Source organism: Sphingomonas sp. BL-S-25, assembly GCF_055521555.1.
The window spans coordinates 1,490,899-1,503,153 of sequence record NZ_CM145486.1 but is presented as its reverse complement, the minus strand read 5'-3'; the positions used below and the strand labels follow the sequence as shown (position 1 = coordinate 1,503,153).

At 66.2% G+C, this 12,255-nt stretch carries 11 protein-coding genes and 1 tRNA gene; 5 read left to right on the top strand and 7 right to left on the bottom strand.

All coding sequences use genetic code 11. From position 1 onward, the window contains the following. The first annotated feature begins 105 nt into the window (after nucleotides 1-105). Nucleotides 106-543 (top strand): hypothetical protein, encoded by a 438-nt coding sequence (locus ACZ1H8_RS07350; RefSeq protein WP_465180682.1) that lies wholly within the window; start codon nucleotides 106-108, stop codon nucleotides 541-543. A 168-nt stretch (nucleotides 544-711) separates the two neighbouring features. Continuing rightward, complete coding sequence (locus tag ACZ1H8_RS07345; RefSeq protein ID WP_465180681.1) at nucleotides 712-1,800, top strand: serine hydrolase domain-containing protein; 1,089 nt, start codon at nucleotides 712-714, stop codon at nucleotides 1,798-1,800. 113 nt (nucleotides 1,801-1,913) lie between these two features. Here ACZ1H8_RS07345 and ACZ1H8_RS07340 read toward each other — a convergent pair. Further along, a tRNA-Ser gene (locus ACZ1H8_RS07340) sits at nucleotides 1,914-2,004 on the bottom strand. Between the two features lie 86 nt (nucleotides 2,005-2,090). On the opposite strand from ACZ1H8_RS07340, the gene ACZ1H8_RS07335 reads away from it, so the two are divergent. Continuing rightward, nucleotides 2,091-2,981: a peptidylprolyl isomerase gene (locus tag ACZ1H8_RS07335; protein ID WP_465180680.1), complete on the top strand. Its 891-nt coding sequence runs from the start codon at nucleotides 2,091-2,093 to the stop codon at nucleotides 2,979-2,981. A gap of 33 nt (nucleotides 2,982-3,014) precedes the next feature. Here ACZ1H8_RS07335 and ACZ1H8_RS07330 read toward each other — a convergent pair whose 3' ends face one another. From ACZ1H8_RS07330 to ACZ1H8_RS07315, 4 genes are read right to left on the bottom strand one after another with little or no spacing between them, the layout of a single operon-like run. After that, complete coding sequence (locus ACZ1H8_RS07330; protein ID WP_465180679.1) at nucleotides 3,015-3,620, bottom strand: ABC-type transport auxiliary lipoprotein family protein; 606 nt, start codon at nucleotides 3,618-3,620, stop codon at nucleotides 3,015-3,017. Nucleotides 3,621-3,630: 10 nt separating this feature from the next. After that, complete coding sequence (locus tag ACZ1H8_RS07325; RefSeq protein WP_465180678.1) at nucleotides 3,631-4,599, bottom strand: MlaD family protein; 969 nt, start codon at nucleotides 4,597-4,599, stop codon at nucleotides 3,631-3,633. 7 nt (nucleotides 4,600-4,606) lie between these two features. Next, nucleotides 4,607-5,449 (bottom strand): ABC transporter ATP-binding protein, encoded by an 843-nt coding sequence (locus tag ACZ1H8_RS07320; protein ID WP_465180677.1) that lies wholly within the window; start codon nucleotides 5,447-5,449, stop codon nucleotides 4,607-4,609. Continuing rightward, entirely contained in the window at nucleotides 5,446-6,546 is a 1,101-nt protein-coding gene (locus ACZ1H8_RS07315; protein ID WP_465180676.1) for an MlaE family lipid ABC transporter permease subunit, read from the bottom strand. Before ACZ1H8_RS07315 ends, ACZ1H8_RS07320 begins: the two co-directional genes overlap by 4 nt. 61 nt (nucleotides 6,547-6,607) lie before the next feature. On the opposite strand from ACZ1H8_RS07315, the gene ACZ1H8_RS07310 reads away from it, so the two are divergent. After that, entirely contained in the window at nucleotides 6,608-7,294 is a 687-nt protein-coding gene (locus ACZ1H8_RS07310; RefSeq protein WP_465180675.1) for an HAD family hydrolase, read from the top strand. Between the two features lie 39 nt (nucleotides 7,295-7,333). Next, on the top strand, nucleotides 7,334-7,780 hold the full coding sequence (locus ACZ1H8_RS07305; protein ID WP_465180674.1) for a pyridoxamine 5'-phosphate oxidase family protein: 447 nt from the start codon (nucleotides 7,334-7,336) through the stop codon (nucleotides 7,778-7,780). Between the two features lie 6 nt (nucleotides 7,781-7,786). On the opposite strand, the gene ACZ1H8_RS07300 is transcribed toward ACZ1H8_RS07305, so the two are convergent. Together ACZ1H8_RS07300 and ACZ1H8_RS07295 are read right to left on the bottom strand one after the other, a co-directional pair. After that, nucleotides 7,787-8,998, bottom strand: coding sequence for a DUF445 domain-containing protein (locus ACZ1H8_RS07300; RefSeq protein WP_465181359.1), 1,212 nt, complete (start codon nucleotides 8,996-8,998; stop codon nucleotides 7,787-7,789). An 88-nt stretch (nucleotides 8,999-9,086) separates the two neighbouring features. Beyond that, entirely contained in the window at nucleotides 9,087-12,236 is a 3,150-nt protein-coding gene (locus ACZ1H8_RS07295) for an efflux RND transporter permease subunit (RefSeq protein WP_465180673.1), read from the bottom strand. Between the last annotated feature and the right edge of the window lie 19 nt (nucleotides 12,237-12,255).

Genomic DNA, 12,255 nt, shown 5'->3' with positions numbered 1-12,255 from the left:
GCTTCGACACCCGCACCCGCGGCATCGACGTGGTCGGCACCTGGCGCACGACGCTGAGCGAGGCCGAGCTCAGCTTCTCGCTCGCCTGTAATTACAACAAGACCAGTGTGCGGGGGGTTCGACCCGCAGGTCATCAGCGCCGCCCAGATCATCGACGCGGAGCATCTTGCGCCGAATCACCGCGCGGTGTTCAGCGTCAACTGGAGCCTGGACGGGCTGAGCTTGAACGTGCGCGAAAGCTATTATGGCGAATGGACGAGCGCGCAGCATTATGGCCAGACCAACGGCGTCGCCAATCAGGTGTTTGGCGACAAGTTCGTCACCGACCTGGAGCTGAGCTACAGCTTCGCCGATCACTATACGCTGTCGATCGGCGCGCAGAACTTCACCGACGAGAAGCCCGACCGGCTGAAGCAGACCTCGACCCTATTCATCTATCCGCTCACGAACGGCGCCGTCGATGGACAGGTCTCTCCGCGCAGCGGCGGCCCGTTCGGCGTGAATGGCGGCTTCTACTACGCCAAGCTGCGGATCAAATATTGAGCATCCCTCCCCCGGGGGCGCGGCGCGTCCCGGGGGCAGATGTGCGGCCATGTAGTGGTCGACCGTCCGCGCGCTCAGGCTATTTTTAGAGCTTCGCACTGACCGGAGATGCTCTTATCGACTTGGCGGTTGGACGGAGCGAACACCGATATGGGGGAGGATAGTCGAATGACGGTAGATCGGCGGACGCTGCTTCAGGGCGGCTTGGCCACGGGGATGACGGCCCTGGTGCCTATGCCGCTATGGGCTGCGGACCGCCAGGACGATGCGAAGATCGATGCGTTTGTAAAGGCTCATGGCTTCGCCGGCACGATCGTGCGTGCCCGGGACGGGAGACTGGTCTACGCCCGCAATTTCGGGCTGGCCGACATCGCGGCGAACATCCCGATAACCACCGACACGGTCTACGGGATCGCTTCGATCTCCAAGTTCCTGACTACGGTGACGGTGCTCAAGCTGGTCGCAGCCGGCAAGCTCGCGCTCGACGCACCGATCGCCACGCTCTTGCCGGGCTATCGGGCCGATACGGGGGCGAAGGTCACGCTTGTCCATCTGCTGTCGAACACCAGCGGCATCCCCAACGGCTTCACGGCCGCGGCAAAGGCTGAGCCCGATCTCGTCACGCGCGACATGGGCACTACAGAATCGGTTCGCCGGTTCGCTTCGGGCGATCTGACCTTCGAGCCGGGCACCAGATTCGACTATGCCTTGACCAACTGGATCCTCGTCGTTGCGATCATCGAAGCTGTGACCGGCAAGCCGTTCCAGCAAGCGATGCGCGCAATCACGCTCGATCCGCTCGGCCTTGCCCACACGACCGCCGCAATCGGCATCGAGAATGCGGCGGGATCGGCTCGTTCCTATCGCACGGTCGCGCCGGCAGTCGAGTGGCCCAATATGCGCACGCCGGCAATGGCTGCCTCGGGCGGCTATTACAGCAACGCAGCCGACCTGCTGCGCCTGGCGCATGCAGTGTTCGACCGGGGCTTCGTGTCGCCGACATCGCTCGAGATGCTGCGCACGGTGCGCGTACGAGAGGAGGACTATTCGCTTGGCGGCCGGGTGCGGACGATGACCATCGCGGGCAAGCCGGTTCAGGCGGCATGGGAAACGGGGCGAGCCGCAGGCTATCGCTCGCTGCTCGCGCATCGCTACGACACGCGGGAAAGCATCGTGCTACTCAACAACACCGGCATTTCGCAGAAAGACATCGATCTGTTCGCCGACGAGCTGTTCGGAGCGGCGCCGCGGGGTTGAACGATGTCCCGCCCGAGCGGTCTTCGGCATGACCCTTCTCGGTGAACGAGGCACTGCGGGCTGCTCGATTCACGGTATCTGAGCGGTGGCGACCCTGTGCGGAGGGGCGCTGCTGGCGGAGCGGGAGGGATTCGAACCCTCGATACGGTTTTGCCGTATACTCACTTTCCAGGCGAGCGCCTTCGACCACTCGGCCACCGCTCCGCATGCACTGGAAGGCGCGTCACCTAAGCCATGCGTGCGGGCGAGGCAAGCTTGCACTGACGGATCGTGGCGTGCACGTTCGCGGCATGTCCAGATCGACCCTCGCGCTTCTCGCCCTGGCCCTTGCGGCGCCGTTCAGCCTCGCCGCTCCGGCGACGGCGCAGACCAGCGAGGCGGCGGCGTTGCCCGAGGACTGGAAGACCATTCCCGACAATGAAATCCTCGTCGTCACGCTGAAGAACGGGCATCAGGTCTTCATCCGCCTGGCCGCGCGCTATGCGCCGGCGCATGTCGCCAATATCCGCAAGCTGGCCGAGGCGCGCTGGTGGGACGGGACCAGCGTCTACCGCGTGCAGGACAATTATGTCGCGCAGTGGGGCGACCCGACCGAGAAGAAGCCGCTGCCGCCGCTGGTGATCGCCAATCCGCCGGCCGAATATGAATGGAGCGGGTGGGACGGCGTCACCAGCTTCGCGCGGCCCGATTCCTATGCCGAGCGCACCGGGCACAGCGCCGATGGCTGGTCGCTGGCGGGGAACACCACGCATAGCTGGCTGCCGCATTGCTATGGTGCGGTCGGTGTCGCGCGCGACCTGGCGCCGTCGACCGGCAGCGGGGCGGAGCTCTATGCCGTGATCGGACATGCGCCGCGCCATCTGGATCGCAATATCGCGGTCGCCGGTCGTGTGATCGAGGGGATTGGCTGGCTGTCGAGCCTGCCGCGCGGCACCGGCGGCGGGCTGGGTCTGTACGAGGATCCGGCGCAGCGCGTGCCGATCCTGTCGGTGCGCCTTGCCAGCCAACTGCCCGAGGACGAACGGCCGCACTTCCAATATCGCACGACCGACAATCCGCGCTTCGCCGCCTGGATCAAGGCGCGCGAGAACCGGCAGAATGACTTCTTCACCGTGCCCGCGGGCGGGGTCGAGATCTGCAACGCAGAGGCGCCGGTTCGCCGGATGCCTGCCGGCGGCTGAACCAAGCGGCTCAGCCGTGCCGGATCGACCGCGTCAGCGGCCGACCCAATCGGCGACCTTGGCCGCGACCTGGTTGGCGGCGCTGTTGAGCGCCGGCCCGACAGTGGTCGCATCGACCGTCCCTACGGGCACGCGCGCCTCGAAGCGCTGCTTCTCGAACACGCCGCCGTCCTGGCGCGACAGCACCGCGTCATAGACGACGACCGCGTCGCCGGTCGGCTCGTCGATGCCGAACAGCCGCAGATCCCCGGTCAGCTGCGCGCCCGGGTCGGCCTGCGACTGGCGGTTGGACAGCACCACGCGGCCGGTGCGTGCGGTAATGGTGTCGGCCAGCAACCGGCCGAACAGCCGCGACGGTCCCTCGACCCAGGCGGCATCCTTGACATAGGCGATCGCCGTTCCGCCCGAAGTCACCGGCACGCGGTTGGTCGCCAGCGCCTGCGGCACCGAGGGTACGCCGATGGTGATGGTCGAACTCTTGCTCGAATCCTGCACCTGTCCGACCGCCAGCGATTCGGATGCGTTCAGCGTCATCAGCGTGGCCGGCGGCTTGCCGCCACCGATCGAGATGCAGCCGCCGAGCGGAAGCGCGAGTGAGAGCATCAGCGGCAGGGCGAACTGGCGTGCGGACATGGTCATGGCCGGTCCCTTATTTCTTCTTCGGTTCATAGTCGGGCAGCTTGGGCGCACCGATCAGGCCGGTCGCGCCGCCCTGGTCGAGCTTTTCGGCGACCGAGGTCAGTGCGGCTGCCATCTGGCGCAGGTCCTGGATCAGCTGGCCGGCCTCGGGCACGGTCTTCTTCGAGAAGGCCTGCAGCCCCGGACGGGCATCGCCGATCGTCGCGTCGAGCGTCTCCATCGAGCGCTGCGCCGACGAGATCGCCTTGTTCAGATTGCCCACTGCCGGGCGGACATCCTCGGCGAGCAGCGAGTTGGTCGTCCCCGCCAGCTGGCCGATCTGCTCGGCCGCAGCACCCGCCTTCTGGATGGTGATCCGCGTCTCGGCGAGCGTCGCCGCAATCTCCGGCCCGCGATCGGCCAGCGCACGCGACAGGCGATCGGTATTGGCGAGAATGCCGGCGATCGATGCCTGGTTGCGGTCGCCGAGCAGTTCGGTCAGCCGCTCGGTCAGGGTCGACAGCCGCTCGAGCAAGCGCGGTGCGGAGTTGAGCAGCGCGCCGAGGCCGCCCGCCTTTGCCGGAATGACCGGCACGCCCAGCGGGCAGGCGGCACGCGCATTCTGTTCGGGGCATTTGATCGGCGGAGCGCCCTTGACCGCGCCGTCCAGCTGGATGGTGCTGCCGCCGGTGAAGCTGCCGAGGATCGCCGCGGTCGTGCCTTCGAGCACCGGTACCTCGCCCTTCACGATGATGCGCACGCGGACGAACTGGGGATCTTCCTTCCAGAAGGCGATCTCCTTCACCTGGCCCGACGGGACGCCGGAAAAGGTGACGGTCGATCCCGGGCTGACGCCGTCGACCGACTGTTTGAAGAAGATGTCATACTCGCGGTCCTCGGACGTGCCCAGGCGGGCCAGCCACACCGTGAACAGCGCCAGCACCGCCAGCAGGATCAGCACCACCGCGCCGACGAGCACATGATTAGAACGCGTTTCCATTAGCCCCTCACGTCCTCTGATCGGCGAGCGGGGCGGTGGCCTCGCCTCGCTTGCCGGTTCCGGCAACGGCGGCGCGTCCGCGCGGCCCGTTGAAATATTCCTGAATCCACGGATGGTCCAACGCGAGCAGCTCGTCGATGGTCCCCACCGCGATCACGCGCTTGTCGGCCAGCACGGCGACCCGGTCGCAGATCGCATAGAGCGTGTCGAGATCATGGGTGATCAGGAACACGGTCAGCCCCAAAGTCTTCTGCAGCGACGCGGTCAGTTCGTCGAACGCCGCTGCGCCGATCGGATCCAGCCCGGCGGTCGGCTCGTCGAGGAACAGCAGCTCGGGATCGAGCGCCAGCGCGCGGGCAAGCCCGGCGCGCTTCTTCATCCCGCCCGACAGTTCGGCCGGATATTTGGGCGCGGCCTCGGCGGGCAGGCCGGTCATCACCACCTTGTAGGCGGCAATTTCCTGCAGCAGCACCCGGTCGATCCGCGGGTAGAATTCCTTCAGCGGAACCTGGACATTCTCGGACACGGTCAGCGTCGAGAACAAGGCGCCGCCCTGGAACAGCACGCCCCAGCGCTTGCGGATCTCGGCGCTCTCGGTCTCCTCGCGCCCGATCGTGTTCTCGCCGAACACCTCGATGCTGCCCTCGGCGGGCGTCTGCAGCCCGATGATCGAGCGCATCAGCACCGACTTGCCGGTGCCCGACCCGCCGACCACGCCCAGAATCTCGCCGCGACACACGTCGAGATCGAGCCCGTCATGGATCACCTGCTCGCCGAAGCAGTTCTTGAGCCCGCGAACCCGGATGATCGGGTTCTCCTGCGTCTGGGCCGACTGGCGTATCGCGTTCATATCCAGCCGATCCGTTCGAAGAACACCGCGAAGAAGGCGTCGATCACGATCACGAGGAAGATCGCCTGCACCACTGCGGTCGTGGTGCGGCTGCCGACCTGCTCGGCGTCGCCCTCGACCTGCATCCCCTGGAAGCAGCCGGCGATGGCGATGATCGCGCCGAACACCGGCGCCTTGATCAGGCAGACCCACAGGTCGGTCATCGGCACGACCTCGCGCAGCTTCTGGATGAAGGTGACAGGAGGAATGTCGAGCGCGACCCAGCACAGCAGGCCGCCGCCGATGATCCCGACCAGCGAGGAGTAGAAGGCAAGCAGCGGCATCATGCATACCACTGCGATCGTGCGGGGAAGCACCAGCGCTTCCATCGGCGAGACGCCGATCGTGCGCATCGCATCGACTTCCTCGGTCAGCTTCATCGTGCCGAGCTGCGCGGCGAAGGCCGAGCCCGATCGACCGGCGACCATGATCGCGGTCATCAGCACGCCCAGTTCGCGCAGGGTGATCCGCCCGACCAGGTTGATCGTGAAGATTTCCGCGCCGAATTCGCGCAGCTGCACCGAGCCCTGCTGGGCGATGACGATGCCGATCAGGAAACTCATCAGGCCGATGATCCCCAGCGCGGAAACGCCGACCACCTCGAACCTCTGCACCGTCGCATTGAAGCGGAACCGGTGCGGACTGCGCACCACGTTCCAGAAGGCGATCACGGTCGCGCCCATGAAGCCGAGCAGGCCGTACAGGGTGCGGCCCGCGGTCACCACTGCATCGCCGATCTCGCCCAGCACTCGGTTGAACGGCGCTTGGGGCTTGTCGGGCAGGGCGAGGGGACGCTCGGCGGCGGCGACCTGCTCGAGCAGATGCTGCGCGTCGGGGTCCAGGCCCTCGACGCTGGCGCCGCGCGCCTTGGCAAAACGGTGGATGACCCAGGCGCCGACGGTATCGATCCGCTCGACCTGGCTCAGATCGATGCGGCTGACTTCGCCGTCATAGCTCTGAAGCCGGTCCGGCAGGTCGCCGATCCGTGCCAGCGACAAATCCCCGCTAAAGGCCAGCGTGCCCCCATTGGCTTCGGTGAAGTCGGCGGTGCTGCTCATCTCCACCGTCTTTCCGCGATTTGTGCTGGAACGGCAAGGCGTGACGACTCTAGATGGCGCAATGAACCGCCTCGCCATTTACGACATGGACAAGACGATCACCCGCGCGCCGACCTGGACCGCCTTTCTGGTTCATGCGGCGAAGGCGCGGGCGCCGTGGCGGCTGGCGCTGCTGCCGGTCGCGGGGCTGGCCGGCATCCTGTATCTGACGAAGCTGGTCGACCGTGCCGGTCTGAAACAGATCACCCACCGGATGATGGTCGGCAAGACGCTGGGCGAGGACGAGATGCGGGTCGTCGCCGATGCCTATGCCGACGCCGTGATGGACGCCAACGTCCTCCAGCCTGCGCTCGACCGGATCGCCGCCGACCGGGCCGAAGGCTATCGGCTGGTCCTCGCCACTGCGTCGCATGGCTATTACGCAGCCGCCATCGGTGCCCGGCTGGGCTTCGACGACGTCATTGCGACAAGGGCGCGTCGGGATTCGCAGGGGCGGGTCCTTTCGGAAATCGATGGGTTAAACTGTTACGGACCCGAAAAGCTCCGCATGGTCGAGCATTGGCTGGAGAGTGCAGGGATTGCCCGGCGCGACGCGATCGTTCGCGCCTATTCGGACCATGTGTCGGACGCGCCGCTGCTCGAATGGGCGGACCAGGCCTTTGCCGTCAACGCGCACGCGCCGCTGGTCGCGCTTGCCCGGGCGCGGGGCTGGACGGTGTTCGACTGGCGGCAGGAGCCAAAGCGCTGAGGTTTCGTTCTCCTCGCTACAACCGCCAGGAGAGAGACATTGACCAGGACGCGCGCGGATCTCGCCGAGATCATGAAGGACATCGATTTCGCCATGCTGTCGACCCATAGCGATGGCGGCACCATTGCCGGCCGGCCGATGAGCAACAATCGCGAGGTCGACTATGACGGCGACAGCTATTTCTTCGCGATGGACGATACCCGCCTGTTCGACGACATCGCCGCCGATCCGAAGGTCGGGCTGGGCTATCACGGCAAGGCCGGGCTGCTCGGCATGAAGCCGGTGTTCGTCCATGTCGAAGGCCATGCCGAACTGATCAAGGACAAGACGCAGTTCGAGGCGCACTGGACCAAGGATCTGGATCGCTGGTTCGAACAGGGCGTCGATACGCCGGGCCTGACGATGATCAAGGTTCATGGCATGCGCGCCCATTATTGGGACGGCGAGGATCAGGGCGAGATCATCCTGGACGCCGCGACCGCCTGATCCGCGTTACAGGAGCAGCAGGTCGACGGCGTGGATGGTGACCCCCACCAGGCCGCCGACCAGCGTTCCGTTGATCCGGATATATTGCAGGTCCTGCCCGACGGCATTTTCCAGCCGGCCGGTGATCGTCCGGGCATCCCATCCCTGGATCGTGTCCGACACCAGCCGAACGATGCCGTCGCCATAATCGGCGGCGGCACCGACTGCGGCGCGGCGGGCGAAGCGGTTGATCGTGCGCGCCAGGGCGGGATCGCGCTGGATCGTCTCGCCAAACTGGCGCAGCGTCTCGCCCATCCGCCCGGCCAGCGCCTTTTCGGGATCGCGCGCCAGCCGCAGCAGGGCGCTGCGGCCCTGTTCCCAGATACCGTCGATCCACCGCTGCAATGCGGGATTCTCGGTCAGCTCCATCTTGAACGCCTCGACCTTCTCGCGAAGCTCGGGCTTGTACTGGAGGTCGTGGGCGAGGCGGGCCAGCCCTTCCTCGGCCTTGGCGCGCATCGGATGATCGGGATCCTCGGCCATTTCGAGGATCAGCTTTTCGAGGCCGTCGATGATCTTGTTCGCCAGCGTCTCGTCCAGACCGGTCCAGCGCATGATCCCGCCCGACTTGGCATGGACCATCTGGCGGATCAGATGCTCGTTGCCGTCCAGCGTCCGCGCCGCCCAGCGGATCATCCCGTCGAGCAGCGGCACATGGCGGTCGCTGGCGATCGCCGCGGTCAGCGCCTGGCCGAACAGCGGCGAAATCTCGGTGGCGCGCAGCCGACCGGCCACGGCGCCCTTCACCATGCCGCCCAGCCGTTCCTGGTCGAGCGATTCGAGGATGTCCGCGGCCAGGCGCGAGGCGCCCGATCCGATCCGTCCGCGGCCGCCCTGGGGCGGGTTCGCCAGCCAGCGTCCGGCCGCGCCAGCGACGTCGACGCGTCGCATCCGCCGAGCGACGACCGAGGGGGTCAGGAAATTGTCGCGCAGGAACTGAGCCAGCGTCGCGCCGATCCGGTCCTTGTTGCGCGGAATGATCGCGGTGTGCGGGACCGGCAGTCCGAGCGGATGGCGGAACAGCGCCGTCACCGCGAACCAGTCGGCCAGCCCGCCGACCATCGCCGCTTCGGCAAAGGCGCGGATAAAGCCGATGGCGGGATGGACCGGTCCGATCGCGCGCGCGGCGATGAAGATCGCCGCCATCGCCACCAGCATGAAGGTGGCGAGCAGGCGCATCCGGCGTAGGCCGGGCGGGGCCGGATCCCGGCGTGGGATGCGTGCGAACAGGTTCACCCGCATCCCAATACCCGAACGCCCGGGAAGTTCACTCCGCCGCGTGCGGCGGCGTCTCGGGCTTGTAGTCGATCTTGCCGCCGCCGTGATGCTCGATCACCGGGCCATGTTCGTCGCCGGGCGAATAGGTGAGCAGCGTGCGGCGCAGCTTCGGCCCCAGCCATTGCTCCAGACCGACCGCCAGGCTGAAGCAGCCGGGAACGATCAGCAGGGTGAGCAGGGTCGACAGGATCAGGCCGCCGATCACGACGATGCCCATCGGCGCGCGCCACGAGCTGTCGCCCGACAGCGACAGCGCGGTGGGCACCATGCCCGCAACCATCGCGACCGTGGTCATCACGATCGGCTGGGCGCGCTTATGGCCTGCGTCCATCAGCGCCGTGAACTTGTCGACGCCCTTGTCCATCTCCTCCAGCGCGAAGTCGATCAGCAGGATCGAATTCTTCGCGACGATGCCGAACAGCATCAGGATGCCGATGAACACCGGAAGCGACAGCGGATTGCCCGTCGCCCACAGCGCCAGAAGCCCGCCCAGCGGCGCCAGCAGCAGCGAGCCCATGTTCACCAGCGGCGACATGAAGCGGCGGTACAGCAGCACCAGCACGGCGAAGACCAGGAAGATGCCCGCGCCCAGCGCGATGAAGAAGTTGTTGAGCATCTCCGCCTGCCACTTGTCGGAGCCGACGGTCAGCTTGTTCACGCCCTGCGGCAGGTTCTTCATGATCGGCAGATTGTCGATCTGCTTCATGACGTCACCCGACACGAACGGCTTGCCCGTGGCAGGATCGACGGCGACGTCGGCACCCACGACGATGCGGCGCTGGAGATTCAGCCGGTCGATTCGGGTCGGACCCGCGCCGAAGCTGATGTCGGCGACGACGCGCAGCGGCACCGATCCGCCGGTCGCGGTCTGCACCGGCAGGTTCTGGATGGTCGACAGCCGCTCGCGTGCGCTCTCGTCCAGCGCCACCCGGATCGGGATCTGACGGTCGCTCAGCGAGAAACGGGCGCTGTTCTGGTCGATATCGCCCAGTGTCGCGATGCGGATCGCGTTCGACAGCGCGGCGGTGGTGACGCCCAGGTTCGCGGCCAGGTCGAGCCGCGGCCGGATCACGATTTCGGGACGCTTGAGGTCGCCCGAGATGCGCGGCGCGATCACCGACTTCAGCCCGGACATCTGCTCCATCAGCGTCAGCGCGGTCTGGTTAAGCAGTTCGGGATCCTCACCGCCCAGCGTGACGTTCAGCGCACGACCGCTGCCGCCCCAGCCGAATTGCGACCGGAAGCCGACTCGCGCATCAGGAATCGCAAGCAGCTCGGGCGAGATCCGCCGCTCGAACTGGTCGCTCGTTTCCTTCTTCTTTTCCTTGAAGATGGCGACCACCCGGCCATTGCCGACGAAGCTGCGCGAATAGACATTGGCGACGTCGGGCTCGCGCTGAAGCCGCGCGGCGACCTGTGCGACGACGCGCTGCGTCTGTTCCAGCGTCGTGCCCGGGACCATGTCGATCGTCGCGGTGACGCTTTCCTGGTCCTGCGTCGGCTGGAAGGTCATCGGCAGCGACATGAACAGGAAGATGGTCAGGCCGAACGACACGAACCCGGCCAGCACCGCCGACCAGCGATGGCGCAGCGTCCAGCGCAGCACCTTCATATAGACGTTCATCACCCGTCCCTCGCCGTGCGAGGCATGGCCATGCGCCTTGAGGAAATAGGCGGCGATCATCGGCGTGATCAGGCGGGCGACGGCCAGCGACATCAGCACCGAGGCGACCACGGTCAGGCCGAAATTCTTGAAGAACTGGCCCGAGATGCCCGGCATGAGGCCGACCGGCAGGAACACCGCGACGATGGACATGGTCGTGGCCAGCACCGCGACGCCGATCTCGTCCGCCGCGTCGATCGATGCCTGATAGGCGGATTTGCCCATTCGCATGTGCCTGACGATATTCTCGATCTCCACGATCGCGTCGTCGACCAGCACGCCCGCCACCAGGCTGAGCGCCAGCAGCGTCATCTGGTTCAGCGTGAAGCCGAGCAGGTCCATGAAGAAGAAGGCGGGAATCGCCGACAGCGGAATCGCCAGCGCCGAGATGAAGGTCGCGCGCCAGTCGCGCAGGAAAAGGAACACGACGATGACGGCCAGGACGGCGCCCTCGATCATCGCCTCCATCGCCGAATGATATTGCTGCTCGGCATATTTCGAGTTGTTGAACAGCAGCTCGAACCGGACCTTGGGGTTGCGCTCCTGCAGCTCGTTCAGCTTGGCCTGTGCGGCGTGGAACACGCTGACGTCCGACGCGCCCTTGGCGCGCTGGATATCGAACGCGATCACCTGCTGGCCATTATATTTCGCCAGGCTGCGCTGTTCGGCGTACAGGTCCTTGACCTGCGCGATGTCGGCCAGCCGCACGGTGCGGTCGCCGCCCAGCGAGATCTGCGTCTGGCCCAGCGTATAGGCGTTGGTCGCGTTGCCCAGCACGCGCACCGACTGTTCATAGCCGGAAATCTCGGCACGGCCGCCCGGCGCGTCGAGATTCACCTGGCGCAGCTGGTTGTTCACCGCGGTGGCGGTCAGGCCATAGGCCTGCAGCTTGGCGGGATCGAGGATGACGCGGATCTCGCGGCTGACGCCGCCATTGCGGTTCACCGCCGACATGCCGGAAACCGACAGCAGTTCCTTCGACACGGTATTGTCGATGTACCAGCTCAGCTGCTCCACCGTCATGTCGGTTGCGACCGCGGTGAAGCTGGCAATGTCGTTGTCGCTGGCGGTATCGACACGACCGATCTGCGGTTCGAGGATGCCGTCAGGCAGATTGCCGCGAATCTGCTGGATCGCGCTGCGCACATCCTCGACCGCGCGGTCGATCGGCTGGCCGATCGCCAGCTGCACGACGGTCGAGCTGTTGCCCTCCTGGACGTTCGACGTGATCTCGTCGATGCCCTGAAGGCTGCGGACCGCCGCCTCGACTTTCTGCGTGATCTGGGTCTCCAGCTCGCTGGGCGCGGCGCCCGGCTGCGAGATCGACACCCAGACGATCGGGAAGTCGATGTCCGGATCGTTGTTCACGTCCATCCGCATGAAGCTGATAACGCCGGCGATGGTCAGCGCCAGGAACAGGACGATGGGCGGCACCGGATTGCGGATCGACCAGGCCGAGATGTTGCGGAAGCTCATGATCGCAATCCTTGCTGCG

Excerpts from the sequence above, each read along its gene's own strand:
- ACZ1H8_RS07325 (WP_465180678.1), bottom strand. The coding sequence starts at position 4,599 with ATGGAAACGCGTTCTAATCATGTGCTCGTCGGCGCGGTGGTGCTGATC.
- ACZ1H8_RS07300 (WP_465181359.1), bottom strand. The coding sequence starts at position 8,998 with ATGCGCCTGCTCGCCACCTTCATGCTGGTGGCGATGGCGGCGATCTTC.
- ACZ1H8_RS07310 (WP_465180675.1), top strand. The coding sequence starts at position 6,608 with ATGAACCGCCTCGCCATTTACGACATGGACAAGACGATCACCCGCGCG.
- ACZ1H8_RS07335 (WP_465180680.1), top strand. The coding sequence starts at position 2,091 with ATGTCCAGATCGACCCTCGCGCTTCTCGCCCTGGCCCTTGCGGCGCCG.
- ACZ1H8_RS07315 (WP_465180676.1), bottom strand. The coding sequence starts at position 6,546 with ATGAGCAGCACCGCCGACTTCACCGAAGCCAATGGGGGCACGCTGGCC.
- ACZ1H8_RS07345 (WP_465180681.1), top strand. The coding sequence starts at position 712 with ATGACGGTAGATCGGCGGACGCTGCTTCAGGGCGGCTTGGCCACGGGG.
- ACZ1H8_RS07330 (WP_465180679.1), bottom strand. The coding sequence starts at position 3,620 with ATGACCATGTCCGCACGCCAGTTCGCCCTGCCGCTGATGCTCTCACTC.
- ACZ1H8_RS07295 (WP_465180673.1), bottom strand. The coding sequence starts at position 12,236 with ATGAGCTTCCGCAACATCTCGGCCTGGTCGATCCGCAATCCGGTGCCG.
- ACZ1H8_RS07320 (WP_465180677.1), bottom strand. The coding sequence starts at position 5,449 with ATGAACGCGATACGCCAGTCGGCCCAGACGCAGGAGAACCCGATCATC.